The sequence below is a fragment of the Chryseobacterium sp. FH1 genome (assembly GCF_000735135.1).
GTDB lineage: Bacteria > Bacteroidota > Bacteroidia > Flavobacteriales > Weeksellaceae > Epilithonimonas.
On sequence record NZ_JPLZ01000001.1, the window covers coordinates 85,918 to 108,510 of the forward strand.

The following is a 22,593-nucleotide window of genomic DNA, read 5'->3' on the forward strand; positions in this document are numbered from 1 at the left end:
TGCTAAAAACAAAAGAGAGTAGGGAAATCCTACTCTCTTTTTTGAAGTTTTAATAATTATTTAAATTGAAAAAACATAATCTTGCAAGTTTGATGAATAGGATATTTTGCAAAGGCATCTAAAAATGCACGTATGTTTTGTTAAAAATCTCCTTATGTTTTAATGAAAACGTCCTTATCTTTCTTGCAAAACATCAGGACGTTTTTACAGGTCGCTCCTCTGTAGCTTGATTTTTATTTTCTATTCTTTTCTACAAACAGGTCGCCACTCTGTGGCTTTGCCCGTAAAACGAAGTGTAGATTATTGCCTCGTCAAAATCATCGCAACACCACCACTTCTCGCCAAGTCAACCGACAAGATCGTTTTGCTGTCCACTTCTTTCTCCTCGATGATGATTGGATACGGATTCGTTTCGTAATCGGCTCCTTTCCCGTCACGGAAGATCTTCGCTTTGTATTTTTTATTTGGATCCAGGAACTTCAAATCTAGTTTTACAGTTCTTGCATCTTTGTTGGTAATGCTTCCCAGGAACCAATTATCGGTCGCTTTATCTCTTCTGGCAATCGTCACAAACTCACCGATCTTCGCATCCGGAACTACCGTTTTGCTCCAATCTGTCGGGCAAGAGGTGATGAATTCGAAAGCTGGATTGTTCTCATAATTCTCAATCATATCAGACGCCATCTGAAGCGGACTGTAGATGACAACTGACAATGCCAACTGTTTCGCCAAGGTCGTGTGAACCTTCGTATTTGGCAATACAGGATTTGTGAAATTGAAAGTTCCCGGCGTGAAGTCGATTGGACCAGCCAAACCTCTCGTAAAAGGAATAATGGTCGTATGTTCTGGCGGATTGCCTCCATCTTTGGACCAAGCATCCCATTCCTGACCTCTCACGCCTTCCTGCGTCATCAGATTCGGGAGTGTTCTCTGCAAGCCTGTCGGCATTACGGGTTCGTGATTGTCGATCATTATTTTGTGCTTCGCCGCTTCCTCAATGACTTTTCTGTAATGGCGAACGCCGTATTGGCTGCTGTGTGGTTGTTTGCCATCCAATTTTCCGCCAACATAGCCTGTTTTCACTACATCAACACCGTACTTTTTGTAATAAGCAAAAGCATCGCTCATCTGGTTTTCGTAATTCACGGTGTTTCCTGCCGTCTCGTGGTGACCGATCAAGGTTACATTTTTGGATTTCGCGTAATCTGTGATCTTCTTGATGTCAAAATCTGGATACGGTTCTGTAAACTTGAAATCTTTCCAATCTTCCCAACCTTTGTTCCAGCCTTCTACCAAAACACCAGAGAAATTATGTTTCGCAGCAAAGTCAATATATCTCAAGACATTCTCGGTATTTGCACCGTGTTTTGGTCCGGCTTTCCAAGTGTACTTTTCCATATGGATCGCCCACCAGATGCCGATGTATCTTCCAGGTTTGATCCACGACACGTCTCCAAGTTTGTTTGGTTCGTTCAGATTCAACATCAATCTAGAAAGCATCAAGTCACCTGCAGAATTGGCAATAATCATTGTTCTCCAAGGTGTGTTAAAAGGCGCTTTCGCAAAAACTTTCTCGCCAGTTGCCCAAGGTGTCAAATAACTTTTTAGTTTGGTTGAATTTCCAACTTTTGCAAGATTCATTGAAGCGTAATCGGTTAGATTTGCTTGATGAACGGTGAGGAACAAGCCTGACTTGGTTTCCATCGTCAAAGGCGTTGCAACTGTGTCTATCTTTGAAATTGGATTGGACTTGAACAAGCCTTCGTAAAATTCTGTATTGTAAGGAATCGACCAGGTTTTGTGGTCCTCAGGAAAATTGAATTCCGTCAACTCATCCATTATGACAAATTCATTCAGATTCTTTTGTTTAGGAAATTCGTATCGGAAACCGAAGCCGTCGTCATAAACTTTAAAATCGATGATGAATTCTCTGGAAAGCTTTGAATTGTCCTTAACCAAGACCTTCATCTCGTTGTAATGGTTTCGAACCTCGATCTCTTCGCCCCAAGGTTGCTTCCAGGTTTCATCAAACTTAGAATGAGAAATATTCTTCACAGAAAGATTGTCCTTAAGCGAACCATCTTTCAATTCAAATCCTAGAAAAGATGGATTTAGAATGGATTTTCCTCCTTTGGAAACTTTGTAATAGATCTTGGATTTGTCCAATCCTACTTCCAAGACGATCTTCCCATCGGGTGACTTGACTTTGCTATTCTTGAGAGTCTGTGCGAATGTCAGTGGTGAAAATCCCATCAACACGACAAACAGGCAGAAGACCTTGAGCAGATCTTTGTGGTGTCCTTTCATTAATATTATTTTTAAGGTTTATATATATCTACAAAAATACACTATTGAAATCAACCCATAAAAAAAACCATCCCTAAAAGAGATGGTTTTATATTTAAAAACTTAGAATTCTTATTCTTCAGTTTTTTCTTCTGTAGAAGTTTCAGCAGCAGTCGTTTCTTCAACTTTAGCTTCAGTAGCTTCCACAGTAGCAGTTTCCTTTTTAGGAGCTGCAGTAGATCTTCTACTTCTTCTAGTTGTTTTCTTCTCTTCTGCATTTGGATTGTAGATCTCGTTGAAATCTACCAACTCAATCATTGCCATATCTGCAGCATCACCAAGTCTGAAACCAGTTTTGATGATTCTTGTGTAACCACCGTTTCTTTCAGCGATTTTAGGAGCTACAGTTCTGAACAATTCAGTTACAGCTTCTTTGCTTTGTAGGTAAGAGAAAACTGTTCTTCTATTGTGAGTTGTATCTTCTTTAGCTTTTGTAAGGAGTGGTTCCACGTAAACTCTTAAAGCTTTCGCTTTAGCAACAGTGGTGTTGATTCTTTTATGTTCAATTAGTGAACAAGCCATATTAGCAAGCATTGCTTTTCTATGAGGGGCTGTTCTCCCTAAGTGATTTATTTTTTTACCGTGTCTCATTGTAAGGATTATTTATCAGCGTCTAACTTATATTTTGCAACATCAAACCCGAAATTAAGTCCTTTTGAGTGAACCAATTCTTCAAGTTCTGTTAAAGATTTTTTACCAAAATTTCTGAATTTCATCAAATCAGATTTACTGAAAGATACCAATTCTCCAAGCGTTTCTACTTCAGCTGCTTTTAGACAGTTTAGGGCTCTTACAGAAAGATCCATATCTGCTAATTTTGACTTAAGAAGTTGTCTTGTGTGAAGGGTTTCTTCATCATATTGGATAGAAGCTTTTACAGCCTCTGTCTCTAATGTGATTCTCTCATCGGAGAACAACATAAAGTGATAGATCAAGATCTTAGAAGCTTCTGTTAAAGCGTTCTGAGGTGTGATAGATCCATCAGTCTCAATATCCAATACTAATTTTTCGTAATCTGTTTTTTGCTCTACACGGTAATTTTCGATACTATACTGTACTTTCTTGATAGGTGTAAAGATAGAGTCGATAGCAATGGTCCCAACAGGCGCATTGTTTGATTTGTTCTGATCGCTCGGAACATATCCTCTTCCTTTTTCTACGTTGAAAGTAATTTCAAACGTTACATCTTTAGCCAAAGTTGCGATAACCAAATCTGGGTTAAGGATCTCAAAATTAACGATTGAGTCTCCTAGATCTCCAGCAGTTACGACTTCTTTCCCAGTGATCTTTGCAGTGATCTGCTCGCTTCCTGGATTTTCAGTTTTTGATTTAAGACGAAGTTGTTTAAGATTAAGAATGATTTCAGTAACATCTTCGATCACTCCTGGTATAGTTGAAAATTCGTGCTCTACGCCTTCTATTTTGATAGATGAAATAGCATATCCTTCCAGAGAAGATAATAAAACTCTTCTCAATGCATTACCGATTGTAAGCCCGAAACCTTGTTCAAGAGGTCTGAATTCAAATTGACCTTTAAAATCAGTCGAGTTTAAAAGGATTACTTTATCGGGTTTTATAAATGTTAAAATTGCCATAGTCTGGTTGAGCAAAAATTTGAAAAAATTATTATTTAGAGTATAATTCGACGATTAACTGTTCTTTGATGTCCTCAGGAATCTGAATTCTCTCAGGCGCAGTCGTAAAAGTACCAGTTTTTTTCTCGTCATTGAATTGTAACCACTCATAATTTGCTTTGTAAGCTAGAGCGTCAGCAATTACTTCAAGAGATTTTGATTTCTCTCTGATTGCAATCACGTCACCAGCTTTTAGCAAATAAGAAGGAATGTTTACTAGCTCTCCGTTCACAGTGATGTGTCTGTGAGAAACCAATTGTCTAGCTCCAGCTCTGGTTTTAGCAAAACCTAATCTGAAAACGACGTTATCCAATCTTGATTCGCAAAGTTGCAATAGGACTTCACCTGTTACCCCTTTACTTCTATGAGCTTTGTCGAAAAGGTTAGCAAATTGTTTCTCAAGGATACCGTACGTGTACTTAGCTTTTTGCTTTTCCATCAACTGTACTGCATACTCAGATTTCTTTGATCCTCTTCTTTTGTTTGCACCGTGTTGTCCAGGTGGTTGATTTTTTCTTTTCTCGAAGTTTTTGTCATCTCCGAAAATTGCTTGACCAAATTTTCTAGCAATTTTTGTTTTAGGGCCAATATATCTTGCCATTGTTTTAGATTTGAGGTTAAAAGATTATACTCTTCTTCTTTTAGGTGGACGACATCCATTGTGTGGCATAGGCGTCACGTCAACGATCTCGCTTACTTCAATCCCTGAGTTGTGTAGTGTTCTGATTGCAGACTCTCTACCAGCACCTGGACCTTTTACAAACACCTTAACTCTTCTAAGACCAGCTTCGAAAGCTACCTGAGAACAGTTTTCTGCAGCCATTTGAGCTGCGAATGGAGTATTCTTTTTAGAACCTCTGAAACCCATTTTACCGGCAGAAGCCCAAGAGATAACTTCTCCTGCTTTATTTGTTAAAGAAATGATGATGTTATTGAAAGAAGCTTGAATATGCGCTTCACCAATAGCCTCAACTTTTACTTTTCTTTTCTTAACTACTTTTGTTTGTTTTGCCATAATTCCTAACGATTATTTACTTGCTTTTTTCTTGTTAGCAACTGTTTTTCTCTTTCCTTTACGGGTTCTAGAGTTGTTTTTCGTTCTCTGGCCTCTTAAAGGTAGTCCTAGTCTGTGACGTATTCCTCGTTGGCATCCAATGTCCATCAATCGCTTGATGTTCAATTGCACTTCAGAACGCAATTCTCCTTCAACTTTGATGTTGTCTAAGATATAAGTTCTGATTGCTGCCAATTCATCGTCATTCCATTCGTTGACTTTCTTGTCTTCGCTGATTCCAGCGCTTTTCAAAATTTCTGAAGCTGTTCTTCTTCCAACACCGTAGATGTAAGTAAGACCGATAACGCCTCTTTTGTTCTTTGGTAAATCAATACCTGAAATTCTCGCCATAATTTAATTGGTTCTTAACCTTGTCTTTGTTTAAATTTAGGGTTCTTTTTGTTGATCACGAAAAGCACGCCTTTTCTACGTACAATCTTGCAATCAGCACTTCTTTTTTTGATAGATGCTCTAACCTTCATTTTGTTATTTTTAATATCTAAAAGTTATTCTCCCTTTAGTTAAGTCATAAGGAGAGAGTTCGAGTCTTACCTTGTCTCCAGGTAAGAGTTTAATATAATGCATTCTCATTTTACCAGAAATATGGGCAATCAATACGTGCCCATTTTCTAGCTCTACACGGAACTGCGCGTTCGAAAGTGCTTCCGTGATCACGCCGTCTTGTTCTATATGTTTCTGTTTAGCCATTTATTCTATTAAGAGTTTGATGATCTTGATAATTTAGATTGCATCAACCCATCATAATGATGGTTCAGCAGATACGTGTTAATTTGTTGAACAGTGTCTAAGACAACACCCACCATAATTAACAACGATGTACCCCCAAAAAAGAGAGCAAATCTATCTGTCTGAACAAACGCTCCGTGCACTACTGCCGGAAGGACTGCAAAGATAGATAAAAAAATTGCACCTGGCAAGGTTATCTTGGATAAAATATCATCCAGGTAATCTGCCGTTTCTTTTCCAGGTCTTACTTTCGGGATCAACCCACCATTACGCTTCAAATCATCAGCCATCTGATTCACCGGAATGGTAATTGCCGTATAGAAAAATGAGAATATTATAATCAATAATGCAAACAATACATTGTACTGCCAGCTAAAAACATTTTTGAAACCAGCCAAAAACGTGTTAGATTCATCAACTTTTGTAAGCAATCCCGGTACAAACATCAATGCTTGAGCAAAGATGATTGGCATTACACCCGCTGCATTCACCTTCAATGGGATCCATTGTCTAGCGCCATCCATCAAGTTTCTGCTTACGCCACCTCTTGCTTGGGCTCTACTTACATACTGGATTGGAATCTTTCTTACTGCAACCGATAAGATAATCGCTAGTAAAATGACCAATAGCCAGAAGATAATCTCTATCAAAATCATAATAGTTCCTAAGCCACCTTTACCATTCTGTGTCAAAACTTCCTGATAAAAAGCTGTAGGAAGATCCGCAAGGATACCCACCATAATCAAAATAGAAATACCATTACCAATCCCTTTGTCCGTAATCTTCTCTCCCAACCACATTGCAAATACAGAACCTGCTACCAGGATAATGATACTTGGCAACCAGAACATCACAGAGTTTGGATCTATGTAATATGCTGATGCAAATTGTGAATAAGGCAAGAAAAATTGCGTCACCGATGTCAAATAGGAAGGCGCTTGTACAAGACAAACGGCAATCGTCAACCATCTGGTGATCTGGTTCAAAGTGTTTCTTCCACTCTCTCCATCTTTCTGCAACTTCTGAAGATATGGGATCGCCATACCCATCAGCTGTACAATAATCGATGCAGAAATGTATGGCATAATTCCTAGTGCCATAATGGAAGCACGGCTAAATGCTCCACCTGTGAAAGATGACAATAAACCCAAAAGGCCGGCACCTTGTTGGTTCCCGCCTTGGTTTTGATAATGTTGTAGTAAGTTTCCTACTTCTGCCGTATTAATTGCAGGAAGAGAAACATACGATGCGAATCTATACACAAGGACCAACAAAAGCGTCAAGCCAATTTTGTCTCTAAGCTCTTTTAGGCTCCAAATGTTTTTTAGTGTTTGTATAAATTCTTTCATCAGTTAATAATTAAAGAGTCGTGATTGCTTTACCTCCAGCTTTGTTGATTGCTTCTTCAGCAGATTTAGTAAACTTGTCAGCAGTGATAGAAATACCAGATTTCAAGTCACCTCTTCCTAAGATTTTTACTAATTCGTTTTTAGATGCAAGACCGTTTTCTACCAATACGTCTCTGGTGATTTCACCAGTGATGTTTTTAGTATCGATCAAAGTTTGGATTGTATCAAGATTGATTGCTCTGAACTCTTTTCTATTAACGTTTTTGAAACCAAATTTTGGTAATCTTCTTTGCAAAGGCATCTGTCCACCTTCGAAACCGATTTTCTGAGAATAACCAGCTCTAGCTTTTTGACCTTTATGTCCTTTTGTTGAAGTACCACCGTATCCACTTCCCTGACCTCTACCAATTCTTTTTGTGCTGAATGTAGAACCAGTTGATGGTTTTAAGTTATTTAAATTCATTGTTGTATTGAATATTATGAGATTAAAAGATTTGAGTTTTGAGATCGAAGAACAAGCCTTCAATCTCGTCTCTCATGATCTATTATTATTTTTGAACTTCTAATAAGTGGCTCACAGCAGCGATCATTCCTAAGATGGAAGGCGTAGCTTCGTGCTCTACTACTTGGTGAAGTTTTTTGAATCCTAAAGCTTCAAGCGTTCTTTTTTGGGTCTTAGATCTGTTAATAGCGCTTCTAACTTGTTTTACTCTAATTGTTGCCATTATTATATTTATTAACCGTTAAACACTTTATCTAAAGAAACTCCTCTCATTCTTGCAATCTCTTCTGGTCTTCTGATGTCCAACAATGCATTGAAAGTAGCTTTCACCACATTGTGCGGGTTAGAAGAACCTTTAGATTTTGACAATACATCGTGTACACCTGCAGATTCTAGTACTGCACGTACTGCACCACCAGCGATAAGTCCTGTACCGTGAGACGCAGGTCTCAAGAAGATATCAGCACCACCATATCTTGCAGAGGTCTGGTGAGGAATTGTATGGTTGATAACAGGAACTTTCACTAAGTTTTTCTTAGCATCTTCAACAGCTTTCGCGATTGCAGAAGCAACTTCTTTAGATTTACCTAGTCCGTAACCGATGATTCCGTCCTCGTTTCCTACAACAACAATTGCAGAAAATCCGAAAGCTCTACCACCTTTGGTCACTTTAGTTACTCTGTTAACATCAACTAGACGATCTTTTAATTCTAATCCTCCAGGTTTAACTCTTTCTATATTACTATCTACCATGTTTTCTGAATTTTTAAAATTAGAATTTAAGACCAGCTTCTCTAGCACCGTCAGCAAGAGCTTTCACTCTACCGTGGTACACGAATCCGTTTCTGTCAAATACAATATTCTCGATACCAGCTGCTTTTGCCTTTTCAGCAATCGCTTTACCTACGGCTGTAGATACTTCTGTTTTTGTACCCTTAGCGTCTACTCCTTTATCTCTAGAGGAAGCAGATACTAATGTTTTACCTTCTTTATCATCTACTAATTGTGCGTAGATCTCTTTATTACTTTTGAATACAGATAATCTTGGTAATGTAGCAGATCCTGAGATCTTACCTCTTACTCTTCTTTTGATTCTGTTTCTCTTCTCAACTTTTGTTAATGCCATTTTCTTAAATTTTATGCAGATTTACCGGCTTTTCTTCTAATGATTTCACCTACGAACCTAACACCTTTTCCTTTGTACGGCTCAGGCTTTCTGAAAGATCTGATCTTTGCAGCCACCATTCCAAGAAGTTGATTATCGTAAGAAGATAATGTAACGATCGGGTTTTTCCCTTTTTCAGTCAATGTATCTAGTACAACTTCTTTTGGAAGTTCTAGAACGATACCGTGAGAGAATCCAAGAGCCAATTCTAATCTTTGGCCATTGTGAGACGCTCTGTATCCAACTCCTACCAATTCTAATTTCTTAGTAAATCCTGTAGTAGTACCAACAATCATGTTGTTGACTAGCGCGCGGTACAAACCGTGAAGCGCTTTGTGCTCTTTTGAGTCAGAAGGTCGGCTGAACGTAAGTACGCCGTCTTCCTGTGTGAAGGTGATCCCTCCTGTAAGTTCCTGGATCAATTCGCCCTTTGGACCTTTAACTGTTACAACGTTATCTTTTTGAGAGATTGTAACACCAGCAGGAACTTCTATAATTGCTTTACCAATTCTTGACATTTTCCTTGTTTTAAAAAATTAATATACGTAGCAAATTACTTCACCTCCTACTTTCTCTTGTCTCGCTTTTTTATCTGTCATTACTCCTCTAGAAGTAGAGATAATAGCTACACCTAATCCGTTAAGTACTCTTGGAAGTTCTGTAGAACCTTTGTACTGTCTTAGACCTGGTCTAGAAGCTCTTTGGATAGACTTGATAGCCGGCTTGCTAGTTTGCTTGTCGTACTTAAGAGCGATCTTGATCGTTCCTTGAACCGCGCTATCCTCGAACTTGTAGTTCAAGATGTAACCTTGGTCAAAAAGAATTTTCGTAAGCTCTTTTTTGATTTTTGATGCAGGAATTTCCACCACTTTGTGGCCTGCGCTTTGTGCGTTCCTTACTCTTGTTAGGAAATCTGAAATTGGATCTGTTACCATTTCTTTGTTTTAAATTATTGGTTAATGACAATCAGTATTGAAAAGACTTGAAGATTAAAGACTTATGTGGATCCGAATAATTCTTCACCCGATCTCTTTACCTTCAGTATCTCAACAACTTAATTGTCACTTTGATTTTCTTAATTTCATTATATTCTAATAAACAAAGTCAAAAAGAATAATAGTCACCCAGAGAAATAATAATTTTCTGAGCGGGTGCAAAAGTACAAAAAAAATTAATAGTATCTATTTTTTTCTTTGTCCTTGAGTCGATTCAATTTATCCTCTATTTATTAAAATACAGCTGACTTATAAAAATATAGAAGTCAGCTGTAAAAATTTTAATTGCTTACCAACTAGCTTTTTTCACGCCTGGGATAAGTCCGTTGTTTGCCATTTCTCTGAAAGTTACTCTGGAAATTCCGAATGTTCTCATATATCCTCTAGGTCTTCCTGTCAATTTACATCTGTTGTGCAATCTTACAGGAGAAGCATTTTTAGGTAACTTCTGTAGTGCATCATAATCTCCAGCTTCTTTCAAAGCTTTTCTTTTTTCAGCATATTTAGCTACAGTAGCTTCTCTTTTGCGCTCACGCGCTTTCATTGATTCTTTAGCCATCTTAGTTCTTTTTGAACGGTAAACCGAAGTGAGTTAATAATGATTTTGCTTCTTTGTCAGTTTTCGCAGTCGTTACGAAAGTGATGTCCATCCCTTGGATCTTCTTCACTTTGTCGATCACGATCTCTGGGAAGATAATTTGCTCAGTGATTCCTAAGTTATAATTACCTCTACCGTCGAAACCATCAGCTTTGATACCAGAAAAATCTCTAATTCTTGGTAGTGCAGAAGATGTCAATCTGTCTAAGAATTCATACATTTTATCAGCTCTAAGAGTTACTCTAGCTCCGATCGGCATTCCTTTTCTTAGTTTGAAAGCAGCCTCATCTTTTTTAGATAAAGTACCTACAGCTTTTTGTCCAGTGATTGCAGTCAATTCTTCTACAGCATAATCCACGATCTTTTTATCTTGAACAGCTGCACCAAGTCCTTGGCTGACAACGATCTTCAATAATTTAGGAACCTGCATTACAGATTTGTACCCAAATTCTTCCATCATTGCAGGAACAATTGTGTCTTTATATTGTTGTTTTGGTCTTACTATATATTCCATCGTAAATTTTAATTATAAAGTTTCTCCAGTAGTTTTCGCTACTCTTACTTTTTTGTCTCCTTCTACTTTGGTTCCAGTCTTAGTAGCTTTCCCGTCTTTGTCAACAAGTGCTACGTTTGAAATGTGTAAAGAAGCTTCTTTTTCAACAATTCCACCTTGAGGGTTGGAAGCAGACGGCTTAACGTGTTTTTTCACGATGTTGATACCTGCAACGATCACTCTTGGATCTTTACCTTCTTTTCTGATTACTTCAAGAACTTCACCTTTGCTACCTTTATTTTTTCCAGTAGTTACCAGTACGTTGTCTCCTCTTTTTATTTTAACTTTTGTCATTTTTTCTAAAATTTTAAAATTAAAGTACTTCAGGAGCTAATGAAATAACCTTCATATATTCTTTGTCTCTCAACTCACGAGCAACCGGTCCGAAAACACGTGTTCCTCTCATCTCTCCTCCAGCGTTTAGCAAAACACAAGCGTTGTCTTCGAATTTGATGTATGAACCATCTTTTCTACGTACTGCTTTCTTAGTTCTTACTACTACCGCTTTAGATACTTGACCTTTTTTTGCGTTTCCTGATGGTGTAGAATCTTTGATAGTCACTACAATTTTATCACCAACAGAAGCATATCTTCTTCTAGTACCACCTAGAACTCTGATCACTAGTACTTCTTTAGCACCTGTGTTATCAGCAACTTTTAATCTTGATTCGGTTTGTAACATTATTTAGCTTTTTCTATGATTCTTACTAATCTCCATCTTTTGCTTTTACTCAAAGGTCTAGTTTCTGTGATCAAAACTGTATCGCCTTCTGTGCACTCGTTGTTCTCATCGTGTGCAGTATATTTTTTCGTTTTCAAAACGAATTTACCGTACATTGGATGCTTTACTCTCGTAGTTTCACTAACAACAATAGTCTTTTCCATTTTATTGCTGGAAACTATTCCGATTCTTTCTTTTCTTAAATTTCTGTCCATTGTAAAAAGGAATTATTGTTTGTTAGTTAACTCTGTGTTAAGTCTTGCGATTGATTTTCTCAAATCTCTGATTAAGATCGGATTCTCAAGTGGACTGATCTTGTGAGCTATCTTCGTTTTCGCGTAGTTAGCTTTAGCTTCAGCCAATTGGTTTTGTAGATCCTCTTTGCTTAAATTTTTGATGTCAGCGTTTTTCATTTTAATAGAGATTATAGAGGTTTAACAAAATCATTAGCAACTACGAACTTGGTAACGATCGGTAACTTCTGAGCAGCAAGCCTAAGTGCTTCTTTTGCTACTTCGTAAGGTACTCCACCAACTTCGAACATAATTTTACCAGGTTTCACTACGGCTACCCAATATTCTACAGCACCTTTACCTTTACCCATCCTTACTTCGGCTGGTTTTTTAGTAATAGGCTTGTCTGGGAATATTTTGATCCATAACTGCCCCTCTCTTTTCATATATCTTGTCGCAGCGATACGAGCTGCTTCAATTTGTCTTGCAGTAATCCAAGCTCCTTCAGTAGCTTTGATCCCGAAAGTTCCGTAAGCGAGTTGATTCCCTCTTTGGGCAATCCCCTTCATCTTCATCTTATGAACTCTACGGAATTTGGTTCTTTTTGGTTGTAACATAATTTTAAATTTTAGATTTTAGAATTTAGATTTTAAAAAAGTAACGGTCATTTAAAAACTGGCCTCTAAAATTTTATTAATTATTTCTTCTTGGTTTTCTGTCGCCTCCTCTGTTCTCTCTGTCTCCGCCTCTGTCATTTCTGTCATTACGTCCTCCAGAAGGTGCTTTTTTCTGTTGTCCTACAAGTGGAGTAAGGTCTCTTTTACCATACACTTCTCCTTTCATAATCCAAACTTTCACTCCTAGTTTACCATACTGAGTCAATGCTTCACCGATGTGATAATCGATATCTGCACGGAAAGTAGATAAAGGAATTCTTCCGTCTTTGAAGTTTTCAGAACGTGCCATTTCAGCGCCATTCAATCTTCCAGAGATTTGAACTTTGATACCTTCTGCACCCATTCTCATTGTAGAAGCGATAGCCATTTTCACAGCTCTTCTGTAAGAGATACGGTTTTCAATTTGCTTCGCAATGCTGTCAGCAACAAGTACTGCATCTAGCTCAGGTCTTTTGATCTCGAAGATATTGATCTGGATATCTTTTCCAGTCAATTTTTTCAACTCTTCTTTTAGTTTGTCTACCTCTTGTCCTCCTTTACCGATAATTAAACCTGGTCTAGCAGTTGTGATAGTTACAGTTACTAATTTAAGTGTTCTCTCAATATATATTTTTGAAATACCACCTTTAGCTAATCTTGCTTCAAGGTATCTTCTGATTTTGTAATCTTCAGCGATTCTATCACCGTAGTTTTTACCTCCATACCAGTTAGAATCCCATCCTCTGATGATACCTAATCTGTTACCGATTGGATTTGTCTTCTGTCCCATACCTTGAATTAATTTTTAGTACCTAAGATTAATGTAATGTGGTTAGATCTCTTTCTGATTCTGTAACCTCTACCTTGTGGTGCTGGTCTTAGTCTCTTCAATTGTCTTGCGCTATCCACAAATATTTCTTTTACAACTAGGTTTGCCTCCTCGATGTCAGCACCTTCGTTTTTTGATTGCCAGTTGGCAATTGCAGAAAGTAATACTTTTTCCAATTTCTCAGAAGCACCTTTCTTAGAATATTTTAGAATAGACAAAGCTTTTTCTACCTCTACTCCTCTAATGATATCAGCAACTAATCTCATTTTTCTTGGAGAAGATGGGCAGTCGTTGTGCAACGCTTTTGCCACATCTTGGTTTGCTATTTTACGTGCTAATGCACTTTCTCTTTTTCTTGATCCCATGATTATCTACCTCCTTTATTTTTGTTACCACCGTGACCTCTGAAAGATCTTGTCGGAGAAAATTCGCCTAGCTTGTGTCCTACCATGTTTTCTGTAACATAAACCGGGATAAAGGATTTCCCGTTGTGTACTGCGATAGTCTGACCTACGAAGTCTGGAGAGATCATAGACGCTCTAGACCAAGTTTTGATTACAGTCTTTTTATTAGACTCTATATTTGCCTGAACCTTTTTATCTAAAGTATGATGAATAAATGGTCCTTTTTTAAGTGATCTTGCCATAATTATTTACGTTTAGATATGATATGACGGTTAGACGCTTTGTTTTTCTTTCTAGTTTTGTAACCTTTAGCCGGCATACCGTTTCTAGATCTTGGGTGACCTCCAGAAGAACGTCCTTCACCACCACCCATTGGGTGATCTACAGGGTTCATTACTACTGGTCTTGTTCTAGGTCTTCTTCCTAACCATCTGCTTCTACCAGCCTTACCTGATACAGTCAACTGATGGTCTGAGTTAGAAACAGATCCAACCATTGCATAGCACTCAGTAAGGATCATTCTAGATTCTCCTGAAGGCAATTTAACGATTGCATATTTACCGTCTCTTGAAGTTAATTGAGCGGATGATCCAGCACTTCTAGCAAGAGTAGCACCTTGTCCTGGCTTCAATTCGATACAAGAAATTACAGTTCCTAGTGGAATGCTTTTCAGTTTCATGGCGTTACCTACATTAGGCTCTACGCTTTCTCCTGAGATGATTACTTGATCTACTTTGATCCCGTTTGGAGCGATGATATATCTTTTCTCTCCGTCTGCGTACTCCACCAATGCGATGAAAGCAGTTCTATTTGGATCATATTCTACAGTTTTTACAGTTGCTTCAACATCATGTTTGTTTCTTTTGAAGTCGATAATTCTGTATTTCTTTTTGTGTCCACCGCCGGTGTAACGCATGGTCATTTTACCAGTTTGGTTACGTCCACCTGACTTACTAATACCAACTGTTAGAGATTTCTCTGGTTTGTTGGTAGTAATTTCCTCAAAGTTGTTTACAACTCTGAATCTCTGTCCCGGGGTGATAGGTTTTAATTTTCTAACAGACATTACTCTTATTTATAAATTAATTAATTAGTTGCGAAAATATCAATAACTTCTCCAGCTGCCAATGTTACGATAGCTTTTTTCAATTTATTGGTTTTCCCAACTTGAAGTCCTTGTTTAGTGTTTTTAGTAGAAACTTTAGGCGCATAAATCATCGTTCTAACGTCCGCTACTTTTACACCATAATGTGCTTCTATTGCACTTTTGATCTGAATCTTATTTGCTTTTGGAGCAACTAAGAAAGAATAAGCACCTCTCAACTCTGTAAGATAGTTTGCTTTTTCTGAAATGATTGGTTTAATAATAAGTGACATGATTTATTTCTTTAAGTTTTCCTGAAATTTTTCTACTGCATCTTCCAAGAAGATAATCTCACCTGCGTTGATCAAATCGTAAGAAGAGATCTCGTTGTAAGTTAAAACTCTCGTTTTAGGTAAGTTTCTTGAAGATAAATATACATTCTTGTTAGACTCAGGAAGAACGAATAATGATTTTTTACCTGTAAGGGTCAAAGCATCCAACAATGTGATGAATTCTTTGGTCTTAGGCGCATCAAAACTGAAGTTTTCCAATACTCTAACGCTGTTGTCTTTCAATTTTTGAGAAAGTACAGATTTCTTAGCTAATCTTTTCAAAGACTTGTTCAATTTGAAACGGTAATCTCTTGGTTTTGGACCAAAAACTCTACCTCCACCTTTGAAAGTTGGCGACTTGATATCACCATATCTAGCAGATCCAGAACCTTTTTGCTTCTTAAGCTTTCTAGTAGAACCTGTGATCTCGCTTCTTTCTTTTGATTTGTGAGTACCTTGACGCTGAGCAGCAAGATATTGTTTAACCTCTAAGTAAACCGCGTGCTGGTTTGGCTCAATTCCGAAAACTGTTTCGTCAAGAGTTACTTTTCTTCCGGTTTCTTTTCCTGATGTATTTAATACTATTAGTTCCATTTTCTGATAATTACATAAGAATTTTTCGCTCCCGGAATAGCACCTTTTACTACTAAAAGATTTTGTTCCTCATCTACTTTTAACACCTGAAGGTTTTGAACAGTTACCTGCTTACCTCCCATTCTGCCTGCCATTCTCATCCCTTTGAATACTCTAGATGGATCTGAACCCGCACCGATAGAACCTGGAGCTCTAAGTCTGTTGTGCTGTCCGTGAGTTGCCTGCATTACACCTCCAAAGCCGTGTCTTTTAACAACACCTTGGAAACCTTTACCTTTTGAAGTACCTGTAACATCCACGAATTCTCCTTCGCCGAATAATTTTACAGTCACATCTTCTCCTACTGTTACTTGGTCTACGAATTCTCTGTAGAATTCTACCAACTTAGCTTTAGGAGTTGAACCAGCCTTTTTAAAGTGGCCGGCTAACGCTTTACCAACGTTCTTCTCACTCTTGTCATCGAAACCTAACTGAACAGCTTTGTAACCGTCCTTCTCAATGGTTCTGACCTGTAAAACCGAGCATGGACCTGCTTGAATAACGGTACAAGGCAAGTTTTTGCCGTTCTCGTCAAACAGAGATGTCATCCCGATTTTTTTTCCAATAATACCTGACATTATTTATATATATCTATTATATTAAAACTTAACATTTTAGCGGTGTTCGTAATGTACTATGTTTGAAATAGGCATACTCCTTCCCTAAAATGAGTGTGCAAATGTAAGAATATTTTTTATATTGACAAATAAATATTCGGAAATTATTTGATAATTTGTGAGTTACGTAATTTTGGGAAAATATTATCCCGGAAAGGATGTTATGAGTGACAGATTTATAATTCCTGATTTTTGTCCTGATACTTATTCTTGTGTTTTTTCACAGCCGCATCTATCGAGTAACATTTATGGATATTCTCTGCCTGTTTAGACAATTCGGCGATTTTGACAAAGTAATCGTGAAGTTGATCGAGTTCTTTTTCTGTAAGGTCTTCGATATCAACCATTCTGTTGCTCGCCTGTTTGCTGGCCGCGATAAGTTCGTTAAGTTTAAGCTGAATAGCTTTTCCATCTTTGTTCTGTGCTTTTTGGATCAGGAAGACCATCAGAAAAGTAATAATTGTAGTCCCAGTATTGATGACGAGTTGCCAGGTTTCGGAATATTTGAAGATTGGTCCGGTGACTGCCCAGAGAATAACAATCAAAACGGCGCCTATAAACGCGTGAGAACTTCCCGTAAAAGTCGTGGCCCAGTTTGAGAATTTTTCAAACAAATTTTTATTGTTCATTTTATCATATTTAAGAATTCGAAGTTATCATTAATAAAAGAAAAAGACCTCCAAAAAGTCGAGAGTCTAAAGAATTATGTAAACTAATTTCGGAATGTTAAAAATGATAGAATTTATCCTCGTAATACTTAAAGTATTTTCATCGCTTCCTCAATTTTTTAAGATGTCCAGCAGGGATTTAATTTGGTTATCACATGACGTGATGCACTTTCGCGATATGTGATTTGTTGTCGATTTCTTGTATTTAGATTACTTGATTATGAAGCTAGCTTTACTTTCTAAAATCAAATAACCTCCTGTACATTTGGAACATTTTTCAAAAATTAACGTTCTGTTGCGTTTTGGCATATATGTAATAAACAGATTTCATCTTTTGAGAAGAACGAATTCACTTCGGAAATTGTTGCATTGCTTGATCTGAGTTGAATTACTTTAATAAAAAAATCCCCAATCTTACGAAAGGGGATTTATATTTAAGGTGTTGCTGAAAAACTTCCGACTTCCATCATCCATCTTCCGGCATTTATCACACTTTAATTTCTACGTCAACTCCTGAAGGAAGTTCTAATTTCATTAGAGCATCAACAGTTTTAGAAGAAGAAGAGTAGATATCCATCAATCTCTTGTGAGCTGACAATTGGAACTGCTCTCTTGCTTTCTTGTTTACGTGCGGAGATCTTAGTACTGTAAAGATTCTCTTGTTCGTTGGCAATGGAATTGGTCCGTTTACAACAGCACCAGTAGCCTTTACCGTTTTTACGATCTTCTCAGCAGACTTGTCCACCAAGTTGTAATCGTAAGATTTTAGTTTTATTCTGATTCTTTGTGACATTTCTTTGATTTAAAAAATTAACCTTTTGCTTTAGCAATGATATCTTCAGCAACGTTTTGAGGAGTAGCCTGGTACTTCTCTAATTCCATAGAAGAAGTAGCTCTTCCTGATGAAAGTGTTCTTAGAGTCGTAACATATCCGAACATTTCAGATAATGGAACTGAACCTTTGATTACAACGGCACCGTTCTTTTCTTCTTGTCCACTGATCGTACCTCTTCTCTTGTTAAGGTCACCAATGATGTTACCCATATACTCTTCTGGAGTTACAACCTCCAATTTCATAATAGGCTCCATGATTACTGGCTTAGCAGCACGTCCCGCTTCTTTAAATCCTAATTTTGCAGCCAATTCAAAAGAAAGTGCATCAGAATCCACCGCGTGGAAAGATCCGTCTTTAAGAGTAACTTTAATACCTTCAACTTCGAAACCAGCCAAAGGACCGTTTTTCATTGCCGCTTTAAAGCCTTTTTCAATGGCAGGAACAAATTCTCTAGGAACGTTACCACCTTTGATCTCATTGATGAATTCTAAACCAATTTTACCTTCGTCAGCTGGCCCAAGATCGAATACGATATCCGCAAATTTACCTTTACCACCAGATTGTTTTTTGTAAACTTCTCTATGGCTGGCAACTTTTGTAAGATTTTCTTTGTACTCTACTTGAGGCTGTCCTTGGTTAACTTCAACTTTGAATTCTCTCTTCATACGGTCAACAATGATATCCAAGTGAAGCTCACCCATACCAGAAATGATCGTTTGTCCAGAAGCTTCGTCAGTTCTCACTGTGAAAGTAGGATCCTCTTCAGCCAATTTAGCTAGAGCGTTACCCATTTTATCCTGGTCAGCTTTAGTTTTAGGCTCAACAGCGATACCAATTACCGGATCAGGGAAAACCATCGATTCTAGAACGATCGGGTTTTTCTCATCACACATTGTATCACCAGTTTTGATAGATTTGAAACCTACCGCTGCACCAATATCTCCTGCTTCAATATATTCTACAGGATTTTGCTTGTTAGCGTGCATCTGATAGATTCTAGAGATTCTCTCTTTATCTCCTGAACGGGTGTTCAAGATGTAAGAACCTGCATCCAATCTTCCAGAGTATGCTCTGAAGAATGCCAATCTTCCTACGAAAGGATCGGTAGCAATCTTGAATGCCAAAGCCGCGAAAGGCTCTTTTACGTCTGGTTTTCTAGTGATCTCAGCGTCAGTTCTTGGGTCTGTACCTTTGATATCATCTTTATCCAGTGGAGAAGGCAAATATTTACATACTGCATCCAACATAAACTGTACTCCTTTATTTTTGAATGAAGAACCACAAGTCATTGGGATAATAGAAAGATCGATAGTCGCTTTTCTAAGTGCTTCGTTGATTTCTTCTTCAGAGATAGAATCCGGATCTTCGAAGAATTTCTCCATCAAAGTATCATCGTAGTCAGCCACAGCTTCTACTAATTTTTCTCTGTATTCCAGAACTTCAGCTTTCATATCCTCAGGAATTGGAACTACCTCGAAAGTAGCACCTTGTCCTGCCTCATCCCAGATGATCGCTCTGTTTTTGATCAAGTCAACAACACCTTTGAAATCTTCTTCAGCACCGATTGGTAAAACGATTGGAACTGCGTTTGATCCTAACATTGTCTTAACTTGGTTTACCACGTTAAGGAAGTCAGCACCTTGACGGTCCATTTTGTTTACGAATCCCATTCTCGCCACTTTGTAGTTGTCTGCAAGTCTCCAGTTTGTTTCAGACTGAGGCTCTACTCCATCTACTGCAGAGAAAAGGAAAACCAATCCATCCAATACTCTCAAAGATCTATTAACCTCTACTGTGAAGTCAACGTGTCCTGGTGTATCGATGATATTGAAGTGGTAAGGCTTAGTATCAGCTAATGGCTTACCTTGGTCTGTTGGGAAATTCCAAGAACAAGTAGTTGCAGCAGAAGTAATCGTAATACCTCTTTCTGCTTCCTGCTCCATCCAGTCCATTGTAGAAGCACCATCGTGAACCTCACCAATTTTGTGATTTACTCCAGTATAGAATAAAATCCTTTCTGTAGTGGTAGTTTTACCAGCATCAATGTGCGCAGCAATACCAATATTTCTTGTAAATTTAAGATCTCTACTCATTTCTAATTAGAATTTAAAGTGTGAGAAAGCCTTGTTAGCTTCCGCCATTTTGTGAGTATCAGATTTTTTCTTGTAAGCTGCACCCTCTTCTCTTGAAGCTGCTACAACCTCGTTAGCCAATTTCAAAGCCATTGATTTATCATTTCTCTTTTTAGAGTAAAGGATCAACCATTTCATTGCCATAGAAATTTTTCTATCAGCTCTGATCGGCATTGGGATCTGGAAGTTAGCACCACCTACTCTTCTAGAACGTACTTCTACGTGAGGCATAACGTTTGTCAATGCATCTTTCCAGATTTCAAGGGCCGTCTTTTCAGTTTCTCCTTTTTTAGTTTCTACGATGTCTAGTGCGTCATAGAATATTTTGAATGCGATAGATTTTTTACCATCTAGCATCAAGTTGTTTACGAATCTAGTTACCAATTGATCATTAAACTTTGGATCTGGTAACAACGGTCTTTTTTTCGCTTTTGTCTTTCTCATTGTTTCTGTACCTTATTTAATGATTACTTTTTCTTTCCTTTAGCTGGTGCCGCTGCCTGACCTGGTTTTGGTCTCTTAGCTCCATACTTGGATCTTCTTTGCGTTCTTCCACTTACACCTGCAGTGTCTAGTGCTCCTCTTACGATATGATAACGTACTCCCGGTAGGTCTTTCACCCTTCCGCCGCGTACCAATACTATCGAGTGCTCTTGAAGATTATGTCCTTCGCCCGGGATGTAGGCGTTGATCTCTTTACCGTTTGAAAGTCTTACCCTTGCAACTTTTCTAAGTGCAGAGTTAGGTTTCTTAGGAGTGGTAGTATATACTCTCGTACATACACCTCGTCTTTGTGGACAAGAATCAAGGGCAGCCGATTTACTCTTCTTGGTGAGTGCGACTCTTCCTTTTCTAACTAATTGTTGAATAGTAGGCATTTAATTGCTTTTTATTTTAGGGTGCAAAAATATGAATAATTTTTTAATGCACAAGTAGTTAGAAGAAAAATAATTAGCGATTGGAATTTTCAAAATAAAAAAAGAAAAATCTGATTTCTATTTTAAAACAACCTCAGAAGTGTACAAAACTTGCGACTTATCTTTAATTGTATCATATTTCAACCATTTTATCTTCGGATTGAGTGTGCCAACGATCGATTGCTTTACATCTCCTTTTTGGTTGTTGGTATGTTTGTATTCAAATGTTTTGTTGATGATGGGTATAACATATTTAGTAGGAATCTCTGCCTCAAACCTTTCATCGATATAGATATATTTTTTATGACTGAATTTTGACATTTGAGGTTCTATCTGCTTTCTGTTTTGAAAATAATTAACAGGATTTTTCAAACTATAAGCAGTATTGAAAATTAGGAAAAAGCATCCAACTCGAAAAACAACTTTATCCGAACGTAAGTTCTTATAATAAAGAATTAAAAAAGAGAAAAAAATGCAAACATTAGTTGCCGCCATCATCCGTATATTCATCTCTTCGATTTGTTGAAGCCAACCTGAAATCAACAAAGAAACCGCATAAACCGTAGCAATCACCCACAAAAGAATATGAAAATAATGCAAACTCGTTTCTTTCGCTTTTTTGAAGTATCTTATTAAATAAATAAAAACAAAAGTATCTATCAACAAAACAAAAAATTGAAACGCCATACTTGCAAAACTGTTGGAAGATGGTTTCAAACCAATATAAGGATTTACAGAATTCGCTAATCCTAACAGATCTCTTATTACATAAATAGTAAGAATCTCTGCCGGTTTTCCTCTGAGGTTTTCTCCTGTAAAACTCCCGAATTCCATTAGATTAAATAACAGATATCCTGCAATTCCAAATCCAGACAACAAAACGAACAAACCAATTTCTTTGATTTTCGACTTATCTTTTCCTTTAATCAATAAAAATCCAGCAAACGCAACGACAGAGAGATAAACATAAATCCCAGAATACCTCACTGTAAACATCGCAAATAAAATTAGAGAAGCTGAAATCGCATCTTTGTAGGAGCTTTTATTATCATTTAGGATTTTATAGAGATAATAAATAAGGAAGTAAAGGAGAAATACAAATAAACTTTCCGATATTGCGATGGAAAAAACAAACAAAGCCGTTTTCCCAGCGAGAAGCAACACCGTTTCTTTAAAATAAAATCTCTTGAAATATGAGAATAGCAGGATCACAGTGATCATTAAAGTATTTAATGCCTTGGATGCCCAAAAAAAATCTCCGAAGATTTCGAAAAAAAGCCTCAACATCGTAGGATAACCTAATGGGAAAAGATTGGTAACTGGATTCGGCAAGTCAGATGCAATTCCAAAATAGGAGAGACTATCTGCATAAATGCCCCCCGAGGGGAGAAAAAAACTTTGAATGAAATTTATTACTACTATAAATATTGCCAGAACTAGATACTTTGCCATTCTTCATTTGTTTATGTTAAAAGCAATATTAAGGATTTTTTTGATTTTTCCTTTCCAACAATTGATTAACATTAAAGTTTGCAAAGATTTTCGGCACAATATTTTCTTAAAACCACACAACTATTATAAAATTAAAT

The 22,593-nt window shown here is 37.4% G+C and carries 35 protein-coding genes; all 35 read right to left on the bottom strand.

Annotation, left to right across the window (positions count from 1 at the left end):
* Positions 1–300: 300 nt before the first annotated feature.
* The 35 genes from IO90_RS00405 to IO90_RS00570 all read right to left on the bottom strand — a co-directional run bounded on the left by IO90_RS00405 (position 301) and on the right by IO90_RS00570 (position 22,456).
* A complete protein-coding gene (locus IO90_RS00405) occupies positions 301–2,307 on the bottom strand; it encodes a glycoside hydrolase family 97 protein (RefSeq protein ID WP_034962827.1) in 2,007 nt (668 codons plus the stop codon).
* Positions 2,308–2,418: 111 nt separating this feature from the next.
* Positions 2,419–2,937, bottom strand: a complete 519-nt coding sequence (gene rplQ / locus IO90_RS00410) for a 50S ribosomal protein L17 (RefSeq protein ID WP_034962828.1) — start codon at positions 2,935–2,937, stop codon at positions 2,419–2,421.
* Between the two features lie 8 nt (positions 2,938–2,945).
* Entirely contained in the window at positions 2,946–3,941 is a 996-nt protein-coding gene (locus tag IO90_RS00415) for a DNA-directed RNA polymerase subunit alpha (protein ID WP_034962831.1), read from the bottom strand.
* 31 nt (positions 3,942–3,972) lie between these two features.
* Positions 3,973–4,581, bottom strand: coding sequence for a 30S ribosomal protein S4 (gene rpsD / locus IO90_RS00420; RefSeq protein ID WP_034962833.1), 609 nt, complete (start codon positions 4,579–4,581; stop codon positions 3,973–3,975).
* 24 nt (positions 4,582–4,605) lie between these two features.
* A complete protein-coding gene (rpsK, locus tag IO90_RS00425; protein ID WP_027383298.1) occupies positions 4,606–4,995 on the bottom strand; it encodes a 30S ribosomal protein S11 in 390 nt (129 codons plus the stop codon).
* A 12-nt stretch (positions 4,996–5,007) separates the two neighbouring features.
* Positions 5,008–5,385 (bottom strand): 30S ribosomal protein S13, encoded by a 378-nt coding sequence (gene rpsM, locus IO90_RS00430; protein ID WP_034962838.1) that lies wholly within the window; start codon positions 5,383–5,385, stop codon positions 5,008–5,010.
* Positions 5,386–5,399: 14 nt separating this feature from the next.
* The gene (gene rpmJ, locus IO90_RS18560; RefSeq protein WP_007839480.1) at positions 5,400–5,516 is read right to left on the bottom strand and encodes a 50S ribosomal protein L36; all 117 of its coding nucleotides are present in this window, start codon (positions 5,514–5,516) and stop codon (positions 5,400–5,402) included.
* 10 nt (positions 5,517–5,526) lie between these two features.
* The gene (gene infA, locus IO90_RS00435) at positions 5,527–5,742 is read right to left on the bottom strand and encodes a translation initiation factor IF-1 (RefSeq protein ID WP_027383300.1); all 216 of its coding nucleotides are present in this window, start codon (positions 5,740–5,742) and stop codon (positions 5,527–5,529) included.
* Between the two features lie 8 nt (positions 5,743–5,750).
* Positions 5,751–7,130 carry a preprotein translocase subunit SecY gene (secY, locus tag IO90_RS00440; RefSeq protein WP_034962840.1) on the bottom strand — a complete coding sequence of 460 codons (1,380 nt, stop codon included), beginning with the start codon at positions 7,128–7,130 and terminating at the stop codon, positions 5,751–5,753.
* A gap of 10 nt (positions 7,131–7,140) precedes the next feature.
* Entirely contained in the window at positions 7,141–7,593 is a 453-nt protein-coding gene (gene rplO / locus IO90_RS00445; protein WP_028122183.1) for a 50S ribosomal protein L15, read from the bottom strand.
* Between the two features lie 85 nt (positions 7,594–7,678).
* Positions 7,679–7,855 (bottom strand): 50S ribosomal protein L30, encoded by a 177-nt coding sequence (rpmD, locus tag IO90_RS00450; protein ID WP_034962842.1) that lies wholly within the window; start codon positions 7,853–7,855, stop codon positions 7,679–7,681.
* A gap of 11 nt (positions 7,856–7,866) precedes the next feature.
* Entirely contained in the window at positions 7,867–8,385 is a 519-nt protein-coding gene (gene rpsE / locus IO90_RS00455) for a 30S ribosomal protein S5 (protein WP_028122181.1), read from the bottom strand.
* A 19-nt stretch (positions 8,386–8,404) separates the two neighbouring features.
* Complete coding sequence (gene rplR, locus IO90_RS00460; RefSeq protein WP_034962845.1) at positions 8,405–8,758, bottom strand: 50S ribosomal protein L18; 354 nt, start codon at positions 8,756–8,758, stop codon at positions 8,405–8,407.
* Between the two features lie 11 nt (positions 8,759–8,769).
* Positions 8,770–9,315, bottom strand: coding sequence for a 50S ribosomal protein L6 (rplF, locus tag IO90_RS00465; protein ID WP_034962847.1), 546 nt, complete (start codon positions 9,313–9,315; stop codon positions 8,770–8,772).
* Positions 9,316–9,333: 18 nt separating this feature from the next.
* Positions 9,334–9,732: a 30S ribosomal protein S8 gene (gene rpsH, locus IO90_RS00470; protein ID WP_034962849.1), complete on the bottom strand. Its 399-nt coding sequence runs from the start codon at positions 9,730–9,732 to the stop codon at positions 9,334–9,336.
* A gap of 349 nt (positions 9,733–10,081) precedes the next feature.
* Complete coding sequence (gene rpsN / locus IO90_RS00475) at positions 10,082–10,351, bottom strand: 30S ribosomal protein S14 (protein ID WP_034962852.1); 270 nt, start codon at positions 10,349–10,351, stop codon at positions 10,082–10,084.
* 1 nt (position 10,352) lies between these two features.
* Positions 10,353–10,904, bottom strand: a complete 552-nt coding sequence (rplE, locus tag IO90_RS00480; protein ID WP_034962854.1) for a 50S ribosomal protein L5 — start codon at positions 10,902–10,904, stop codon at positions 10,353–10,355.
* 12 nt (positions 10,905–10,916) lie between these two features.
* Complete coding sequence (gene rplX / locus IO90_RS00485; RefSeq protein ID WP_034962856.1) at positions 10,917–11,237, bottom strand: 50S ribosomal protein L24; 321 nt, start codon at positions 11,235–11,237, stop codon at positions 10,917–10,919.
* 19 nt (positions 11,238–11,256) lie between these two features.
* Positions 11,257–11,625, bottom strand: a complete 369-nt coding sequence (rplN, locus tag IO90_RS00490; RefSeq protein WP_028122174.1) for a 50S ribosomal protein L14 — start codon at positions 11,623–11,625, stop codon at positions 11,257–11,259.
* Entirely contained in the window at positions 11,625–11,879 is a 255-nt protein-coding gene (gene rpsQ / locus IO90_RS00495) for a 30S ribosomal protein S17 (protein ID WP_015806738.1), read from the bottom strand. Before rpsQ ends, rplN begins: the two co-directional genes overlap by 1 nt.
* A gap of 12 nt (positions 11,880–11,891) precedes the next feature.
* Entirely contained in the window at positions 11,892–12,077 is a 186-nt protein-coding gene (gene rpmC / locus IO90_RS00500) for a 50S ribosomal protein L29 (protein WP_028122173.1), read from the bottom strand.
* Positions 12,078–12,088: 11 nt separating this feature from the next.
* Complete coding sequence (gene rplP / locus IO90_RS00505) at positions 12,089–12,514, bottom strand: 50S ribosomal protein L16 (RefSeq protein WP_028122172.1); 426 nt, start codon at positions 12,512–12,514, stop codon at positions 12,089–12,091.
* Positions 12,515–12,590: 76 nt separating this feature from the next.
* A complete protein-coding gene (gene rpsC, locus IO90_RS00510; RefSeq protein WP_034962859.1) occupies positions 12,591–13,343 on the bottom strand; it encodes a 30S ribosomal protein S3 in 753 nt (250 codons plus the stop codon).
* 8 nt (positions 13,344–13,351) lie between these two features.
* Positions 13,352–13,747 (bottom strand): 50S ribosomal protein L22, encoded by a 396-nt coding sequence (gene rplV, locus IO90_RS00515; protein WP_034962861.1) that lies wholly within the window; start codon positions 13,745–13,747, stop codon positions 13,352–13,354.
* A gap of 2 nt (positions 13,748–13,749) precedes the next feature.
* Entirely contained in the window at positions 13,750–14,028 is a 279-nt protein-coding gene (rpsS, locus tag IO90_RS00520; RefSeq protein WP_028122169.1) for a 30S ribosomal protein S19, read from the bottom strand.
* A gap of 2 nt (positions 14,029–14,030) precedes the next feature.
* Positions 14,031–14,852: a 50S ribosomal protein L2 gene (gene rplB, locus IO90_RS00525; protein ID WP_034962863.1), complete on the bottom strand. Its 822-nt coding sequence runs from the start codon at positions 14,850–14,852 to the stop codon at positions 14,031–14,033.
* A 20-nt stretch (positions 14,853–14,872) separates the two neighbouring features.
* Positions 14,873–15,163: a 50S ribosomal protein L23 gene (gene rplW, locus IO90_RS00530; protein WP_034962868.1), complete on the bottom strand. Its 291-nt coding sequence runs from the start codon at positions 15,161–15,163 to the stop codon at positions 14,873–14,875.
* A 3-nt stretch (positions 15,164–15,166) separates the two neighbouring features.
* Entirely contained in the window at positions 15,167–15,796 is a 630-nt protein-coding gene (gene rplD, locus IO90_RS00535; protein WP_034962869.1) for a 50S ribosomal protein L4, read from the bottom strand.
* The gene (rplC, locus tag IO90_RS00540; protein ID WP_034962870.1) at positions 15,787–16,413 is read right to left on the bottom strand and encodes a 50S ribosomal protein L3; all 627 of its coding nucleotides are present in this window, start codon (positions 16,411–16,413) and stop codon (positions 15,787–15,789) included. The genes rplD and rplC overlap by 10 nt, the downstream gene beginning before the upstream one ends.
* 215 nt (positions 16,414–16,628) lie before the next feature.
* On the bottom strand, positions 16,629–17,081 hold the full coding sequence (locus IO90_RS00545; protein ID WP_034962871.1) for a low affinity iron permease family protein: 453 nt from the start codon (positions 17,079–17,081) through the stop codon (positions 16,629–16,631).
* 526 nt (positions 17,082–17,607) lie between these two features.
* Positions 17,608–17,913 carry a 30S ribosomal protein S10 gene (rpsJ, locus tag IO90_RS00550; RefSeq protein ID WP_002661363.1) on the bottom strand — a complete coding sequence of 102 codons (306 nt, stop codon included), beginning with the start codon at positions 17,911–17,913 and terminating at the stop codon, positions 17,608–17,610.
* Between the two features lie 17 nt (positions 17,914–17,930).
* Entirely contained in the window at positions 17,931–20,048 is a 2,118-nt protein-coding gene (fusA, locus tag IO90_RS00555) for an elongation factor G (protein WP_034962873.1), read from the bottom strand.
* Positions 20,049–20,054: 6 nt separating this feature from the next.
* Complete coding sequence (gene rpsG, locus IO90_RS00560) at positions 20,055–20,531, bottom strand: 30S ribosomal protein S7 (RefSeq protein WP_034962875.1); 477 nt, start codon at positions 20,529–20,531, stop codon at positions 20,055–20,057.
* Between the two features lie 23 nt (positions 20,532–20,554).
* Positions 20,555–20,965 carry a 30S ribosomal protein S12 gene (gene rpsL, locus IO90_RS00565; protein ID WP_034962877.1) on the bottom strand — a complete coding sequence of 137 codons (411 nt, stop codon included), beginning with the start codon at positions 20,963–20,965 and terminating at the stop codon, positions 20,555–20,557.
* 117 nt (positions 20,966–21,082) lie between these two features.
* Positions 21,083–22,456, bottom strand: coding sequence for a hypothetical protein (locus IO90_RS00570; RefSeq protein WP_131450796.1), 1,374 nt, complete (start codon positions 22,454–22,456; stop codon positions 21,083–21,085).
* Between the last annotated feature and the right edge of the window lie 137 nt (positions 22,457–22,593).

What these genes read in the sequence shown, in the direction of transcription:
- IO90_RS00405 (WP_034962827.1), bottom strand. Translation starts at nt 2,307, where the DNA reads ATGAAAGGACACCACAAAGATCTGCTCAAGGTCTTCTGCCTGTTTGTC.
- rpsM (WP_034962838.1), bottom strand. Translation starts at nt 5,385, where the DNA reads ATGGCGAGAATTTCAGGTATTGATTTACCAAAGAACAAAAGAGGCGTT.
- rpsS (WP_028122169.1), bottom strand. Translation starts at nt 14,028, where the DNA reads ATGGCAAGATCACTTAAAAAAGGACCATTTATTCATCATACTTTAGAT.
- rplF (WP_034962847.1), bottom strand. Translation starts at nt 9,315, where the DNA reads ATGTCAAGAATTGGTAAAGCAATTATAGAAGTTCCTGCTGGTGTTACA.
- rplE (WP_034962854.1), bottom strand. Translation starts at nt 10,904, where the DNA reads ATGGAATATATAGTAAGACCAAAACAACAATATAAAGACACAATTGTT.
- secY (WP_034962840.1), bottom strand. Translation starts at nt 7,130, where the DNA reads ATGAAAGAATTTATACAAACACTAAAAAACATTTGGAGCCTAAAAGAG.
- rplV (WP_034962861.1), bottom strand. Translation starts at nt 13,747, where the DNA reads ATGGGATCAAGAAAAAGAGAAAGTGCATTAGCACGTAAAATAGCAAAC.
- rplX (WP_034962856.1), bottom strand. Translation starts at nt 11,237, where the DNA reads ATGACAAAAGTTAAAATAAAAAGAGGAGACAACGTACTGGTAACTACT.
- rpsQ (WP_015806738.1), bottom strand. Translation starts at nt 11,879, where the DNA reads ATGGACAGAAATTTAAGAAAAGAAAGAATCGGAATAGTTTCCAGCAAT.
- rplB (WP_034962863.1), bottom strand. Translation starts at nt 14,852, where the DNA reads ATGTCTGTTAGAAAATTAAAACCTATCACCCCGGGACAGAGATTCAGA.
- rpsE (WP_028122181.1), bottom strand. Translation starts at nt 8,385, where the DNA reads ATGGTAGATAGTAATATAGAAAGAGTTAAACCTGGAGGATTAGAATTA.
- rpsC (WP_034962859.1), bottom strand. Translation starts at nt 13,343, where the DNA reads ATGGGACAGAAGACAAATCCAATCGGTAACAGATTAGGTATCATCAGA.
- rplW (WP_034962868.1), bottom strand. Translation starts at nt 15,163, where the DNA reads ATGTCACTTATTATTAAACCAATCATTTCAGAAAAAGCAAACTATCTT.
- rplQ (WP_034962828.1), bottom strand. Translation starts at nt 2,937, where the DNA reads ATGAGACACGGTAAAAAAATAAATCACTTAGGGAGAACAGCCCCTCAT.
- IO90_RS00415 (WP_034962831.1), bottom strand. Translation starts at nt 3,941, where the DNA reads ATGGCAATTTTAACATTTATAAAACCCGATAAAGTAATCCTTTTAAAC.
- rpsG (WP_034962875.1), bottom strand. Translation starts at nt 20,531, where the DNA reads ATGAGAAAGACAAAAGCGAAAAAAAGACCGTTGTTACCAGATCCAAAG.
- fusA (WP_034962873.1), bottom strand. Translation starts at nt 20,048, where the DNA reads ATGAGTAGAGATCTTAAATTTACAAGAAATATTGGTATTGCTGCGCAC.
- rpmC (WP_028122173.1), bottom strand. Translation starts at nt 12,077, where the DNA reads ATGAAAAACGCTGACATCAAAAATTTAAGCAAAGAGGATCTACAAAAC.
- rplP (WP_028122172.1), bottom strand. Translation starts at nt 12,514, where the DNA reads ATGTTACAACCAAAAAGAACCAAATTCCGTAGAGTTCATAAGATGAAG.
- rpsD (WP_034962833.1), bottom strand. Translation starts at nt 4,581, where the DNA reads ATGGCAAGATATATTGGCCCTAAAACAAAAATTGCTAGAAAATTTGGT.
- rpmJ (WP_007839480.1), bottom strand. Translation starts at nt 5,516, where the DNA reads ATGAAGGTTAGAGCATCTATCAAAAAAAGAAGTGCTGATTGCAAGATT.
- rplC (WP_034962870.1), bottom strand. Translation starts at nt 16,413, where the DNA reads ATGTCAGGTATTATTGGAAAAAAAATCGGGATGACATCTCTGTTTGAC.
- rpsK (WP_027383298.1), bottom strand. Translation starts at nt 4,995, where the DNA reads ATGGCAAAACAAACAAAAGTAGTTAAGAAAAGAAAAGTAAAAGTTGAG.
- rplO (WP_028122183.1), bottom strand. Translation starts at nt 7,593, where the DNA reads ATGAATTTAAATAACTTAAAACCATCAACTGGTTCTACATTCAGCACA.
- rpsL (WP_034962877.1), bottom strand. Translation starts at nt 20,965, where the DNA reads ATGCCTACTATTCAACAATTAGTTAGAAAAGGAAGAGTCGCACTCACC.
- rplN (WP_028122174.1), bottom strand. Translation starts at nt 11,625, where the DNA reads ATGTTACAAACCGAATCAAGATTAAAAGTTGCTGATAACACAGGTGCT.
- rplD (WP_034962869.1), bottom strand. Translation starts at nt 15,796, where the DNA reads ATGGAACTAATAGTATTAAATACATCAGGAAAAGAAACCGGAAGAAAA.
- rpsH (WP_034962849.1), bottom strand. Translation starts at nt 9,732, where the DNA reads ATGGTAACAGATCCAATTTCAGATTTCCTAACAAGAGTAAGGAACGCA.
- IO90_RS00545 (WP_034962871.1), bottom strand. Translation starts at nt 17,081, where the DNA reads ATGAACAATAAAAATTTGTTTGAAAAATTCTCAAACTGGGCCACGACT.
- rplR (WP_034962845.1), bottom strand. Translation starts at nt 8,758, where the DNA reads ATGGCATTAACAAAAGTTGAGAAGAGAAACAGAATCAAAAGAAGAGTA.
- infA (WP_027383300.1), bottom strand. Translation starts at nt 5,742, where the DNA reads ATGGCTAAACAGAAACATATAGAACAAGACGGCGTGATCACGGAAGCA.
- rpmD (WP_034962842.1), bottom strand. Translation starts at nt 7,855, where the DNA reads ATGGCAACAATTAGAGTAAAACAAGTTAGAAGCGCTATTAACAGATCT.
- rpsN (WP_034962852.1), bottom strand. Translation starts at nt 10,351, where the DNA reads ATGGCTAAAGAATCAATGAAAGCGCGTGAGCGCAAAAGAGAAGCTACT.
- IO90_RS00570 (WP_131450796.1), bottom strand. Translation starts at nt 22,456, where the DNA reads ATGGCAAAGTATCTAGTTCTGGCAATATTTATAGTAGTAATAAATTTC.
- rpsJ (WP_002661363.1), bottom strand. Translation starts at nt 17,913, where the DNA reads ATGTCACAAAGAATCAGAATAAAACTAAAATCTTACGATTACAACTTG.